Annotated in this window: 3 protein-coding genes; all 3 read left to right on the top strand. The window is 47.0% G+C overall.

From position 1 onward, the window contains the following. Positions 1-1,361 (top strand): hybrid sensor histidine kinase/response regulator (locus tag C7B77_RS24820; RefSeq protein ID WP_146138504.1); only part of this gene is annotated, 1,361 nt, incomplete at its 5' end. Between the two features lie 381 nt (positions 1,362-1,742). Beyond that, on the top strand, positions 1,743-3,590 hold the full coding sequence (locus C7B77_RS24825) for a phosphodiester glycosidase family protein (RefSeq protein WP_106311229.1): 1,848 nt from the start codon (positions 1,743-1,745) through the stop codon (positions 3,588-3,590). A 143-nt stretch (positions 3,591-3,733) separates the two neighbouring features. Further along, positions 3,734-4,306 carry a hypothetical protein gene (locus C7B77_RS24830; RefSeq protein WP_219892273.1) on the top strand — a complete coding sequence of 191 codons (573 nt, stop codon included), beginning with the start codon at positions 3,734-3,736 and terminating at the stop codon, positions 4,304-4,306. Positions 4,307-4,419 lie beyond the last annotated feature (113 nt).

Here is a 4,419-nt window from a genome sequence, read left to right on the forward strand (position 1 = left end):
GCGAGTTACTACCGACAGATGCGGCGACTGATGAGTTTGACTCAGCGATGGAGCTGGTACTAAGTACCGGAATTTGGCAAGGAGAACTCACGAAAATTACCTCCGACGCGAAACAGATAATTGTCAGCAGTCGCAAATCTCTATTGCGAGATGCTGCCGGAAATCCCAAATCGATCCTGATTGCCGAAACTGATATTACCGAGAAAAAACAACTCGAATCGCAATTCTTTCGCGCCCAAAGATTGGAAAGTTTGGGTACACTCGCCAGTGGCATCGCGCACGATCTCAATAATATTCTCACGCCAATTTTAGGCATCGTCGAAATTTTACCACTTCAGTTTCCCGACATCGACGATCGCACCCAAAATTTATTAACAATTTTAAACGATAGTACCCGCCGAGGTGCCGATTTAGTCAAACAAATTCTCTCCTTTACGCGCGGCGTAGAAGGCAAGCCTACCTGCATTCAAGTTCACCACTTAATTAAAGAAATTCAACGGATTATCAAACAAGCTTTCCCCAAAAATATCGAAGCCGCGTTTGATTATTCTAAGCATTTATGGACGATCGAAGCTGATAGTACGCTGATCCATCAAGTCTTGATGAATCTGTGTGTCAATGCTCGCGATGCCATGCCAGATGGGGGTACGCTGACGATCTCGACCGAGAATCTCACCCTCGATGACAACTATGCCAGAATTCACTTCGATGCCCGACCTGGCGATTATATCGTCATTTCGATCGCCGATACTGGGATGGGCATCGCTCCCGAACTAGTAGATCGAATTTTCGATCCATTTTTTACCACCAAAGAAATCGGCAAAGGCACCGGATTGGGATTGTCTACATCGATGGGTATTATCAAAAGTCATGGTGGTTTTATTAGTGTTTATAGCGAAGTAGGTAAAGGGACTTGCTTTAAGGTATATTTACCAGCTACAGATACTCACGAAACCGAACCACAACCGCTTTTAGATCTACCATTCGGGCATAACGAACTCATCCTCATTGTCGATGATGAAATCTCGGTGCGATCGATTACTGGCACCACTTTAGAAACCTATAACTACCGAGCGATAACTGCTGGCGATGGGATTGAAGCGATCGCCTTATATGCCGAACAAAAAAAATCGGTAGCTGTGATTCTGCTGGATTTAATGATGCCTTCGTTAGATACAGTTACGACAGTTCGCACGCTGCACAAACTCAATCCCCAGGTGAAAATTATCGCTATGAGTGGTTTATCTACCAACGAACAAATGACTCAAAATCTCAAAGATTGCGGCGTCCGCACATTTTTAGCCAAACCTTTTACTGCTGAGGAGTTGTTAAATACATTAGCGCAGGTATGTGCGGAGTAGCGTTACCTCACATCTTACGTTTAAATACATTAGTGATTGGTATAGACCCAGGGTACCCACAAGGGGCACCCCTACAGGTTAATTGTGTAGGGGTGCCCCTGTCTTGACGTTGTCTTGACGCACACAACCTGGAGGAAACCTCCATGTCGATGCGTCGCTTTTTTATGCGGGGGGAACCCCCGCATAAAAACGCCGCTTGTGGGTACCCTCAGATCTACGCAGTAACTTGTCTTTATCTACCGGGGCAAGATGTGAGTTACCCAATACAGGTAGAATCGACTGTAAATCCAATCGCTGAAATCTTGGAACCAGATTGCCAATAGCTGCTGTCTGAATAATCTGCATCACTTACAATTCTGGCATCTACCCCAATCATCGACTATGAATTATCAGAGATTTTATCTCATCGCGATCGCTAGTATCGCGACTCACTTTTATACCACATTCTGTTTGGCTACAATCGCCCGTGCAGATGCCCAACCAGACTTACCGATTCAAACAACTAAAAATACATCTGTCAACAAGTTTGTCGCGCAAGGTACGGAAATATTTCTCAACGGTAAAACGCTAAATATTCCGTGGGGACAATGGCAAGTTGGGAATAGTTTGCGATTGGGAATTAGCGATACTGCACTCGATCGACAGTTAGGGGTAGAACTATTTAATAATAGTAATTATTCTACTCAACCAGTCGATTGGTACGCATCCGATCGAGCTAGAAAAATCAGTTTGACAGCCAAACTCAGTCGGCAATATCGATATCTAGATATCACCGATATTGCTAAAAATAGCGGTTGGAAATGGCAGACATCTGGGAATAAACTCCAACTCAACACCCCCGCGACTAAGGTCGTAAACGTTCGCAACGACAATATCCCTAAAAATGGCAAAATTACCGTCACCTTAGATCGGGCTACCCCTTGGAAACTCAGTCAAACACCTACCGAAGGCTACCTAACGATCGAAGCAATTGCCGATCCAAAATTACTCGATCGATTTAATGCTCCCGCACCGACTGTCGATGCCAATCTCGACCCCGACGACGACCCCGCCGCCCAAAAATTAGAATATAAAGTCACCAGTAGCAAAAATCAAACGATCGTCCAATTTCCGATCGTCAAAGGACAACGCGCGCGGGCAAAATTATTATCACCGACTAGTCTAGAAGTTACCATCAATTCTAATTTAGCCGCTATTCCCGATCGCGAAATAAAGTGGGCACCCGGATTAAAATGGCGACAGAAATGGGTCAAATTGGGCGTCAATAATTTCCCCGTCACCTATTTAGAAATCGATCGACGTCAACAGGGCATCAAAATTAGGCCGATGTTAGCTCTAGAGCCAAGTTTAGTCGGTACCAATCATCTCATCAAATTCGCACCCACCACTCAAGTCGTCGCCGCCATCAACGGCGGTTATTTCAATCGCAATAATCGAATGCTGCTCGGTGCCCTCAAACGCGATGGCAGATGGTTATCCAGTCCGATTTTAAATCGCGGCGCGATCGGCTGGAATGACAAAGGACAACTCCAGATCGCCCGCGTGAAGATGCAGGAAACATTAACTACAGCTACAGGCGATCGATTACCAGTCTCCACCCTCAATAGTGCCTATGTACAACCTGGATTAGGTCGTTATACAACAGACTGGGGCAGTACCTACGCGCCGATGCAGGCGAACGAACTGATTTTCACAGTTCAACAAGATCGCGTCACTCAAATTACCCCTAGTAATGCCATCGGTAGCGTCATCTTTCAGATCCCTACTAATGGTTATTTGCTAGCCTTGCGGGGGCAGCCAGAGCTGTCTGGGAAGCTATCGATCGGTACCAGTCTCAGCCTCCAACGTCAAATTACGCCACCAGAATTCGATACTTACTCCCAAATTATCGCCGCTGGCCCCTGGCTGGTGCGATCGAGCCAAATCGTCCTCGACGCTCAGGGCGAAAACTTCGGCGCGAATTTTAGTAAAGAATCGGCAGTCCGCAGCGCGATCGCCAATACCGCAAATGGGAATGTGCTCCTATTCGCCGTCCACAACCGCGCTGGCGGCAAAGGCCCCACGTTGGCCGAAATGGCTCAACTAATGCAACAAATGGGGGTTGTAGACGCACTCAACCTCGATGGCGGCAGTTCTACGAGTATCTATCTCGGCGGACAATTAATCGATCGCGCCTCAGCCACCGCCGCTCGCGTCCACAATGCGATCGGGATTTCGTTGGAACCCTAATCCCGCTCTAGATCGGGCTTTCCACCCAAATTTAATAGACATCGCAGTTTTAGGCCAAAATTCGCAACCACAGACAAGACACCAGCTTGGCTCGATCGATAAAGTAGATGCAAATACAATCTACACGAGCGGAGGTTAATCGGATGAAAGGATGGCAGCTAGTAATGACAGTCACGATCGCGATCGGAGTTGCTGTAGTAGCAATTTTGAGTAGCATGGGGTTGACAGAAACATCGACACTCATCCTGGTGCGACTGACAGCCAGATCTTCGTGTCTGCTATTTTTGCTCGCCTTTATAGCGGCACCACTGCGGCGGTTATGGCAATCGCCGCTGTCGCTATGGCTGGTGCAAAATCGCCGCTTTTTGGGCTTATCGATGGCAGTATCGCACACTTATCATGCGATCGCTTTTTCCACATTGCAGATAGTCATTCGCCAACAAGCTTTCACTGCCAATCCCTTGGCCATTTTAGGCTATGCCTTTTTACTAGCGATGACAATTACCTCATTTTCCACGCCAGCTAAAGCAATTGGGCGGCGTGCTTGGCGGGTGCTGCATACGGCAGGCATGTACTATTTCTGGCTGATATTTGCCGTCGAATTTGGCAGACGAGCGCAACTGGAATGGGGATATTTATTCCTGACATTATTAGTCGCGATCGCGATGCTCGTTCGCATTTTTGGTACTCGCAGAACTCAAGTTCAAGCAGTATAACCGCGAGCGTCCAATTCTTAACTAACCCAAGTTACTACTTACGGTTCGCTCATTTTCAGGGAGGGTCATCAGATTGTGGCCCAAGGCAAGTATAAATCTCAACTGGAAAGTTC

The organism is Chamaesiphon polymorphus CCALA 037 (assembly GCF_003003845.1).
Lineage (GTDB): Bacteria > Cyanobacteriota > Cyanobacteriia > Cyanobacteriales > Chamaesiphonaceae > Chamaesiphon > Chamaesiphon polymorphus.

Bases quoted from the DNA above. Each gene is read 5' to 3' on its own strand.
- C7B77_RS24825 (WP_106311229.1), top strand. From the start codon at position 1,743: ATGAATTATCAGAGATTTTATCTCATCGCGATCGCTAGTATCGCGACT.
- C7B77_RS24830 (WP_219892273.1), top strand. From the start codon at position 3,734: ATGAAAGGATGGCAGCTAGTAATGACAGTCACGATCGCGATCGGAGTT.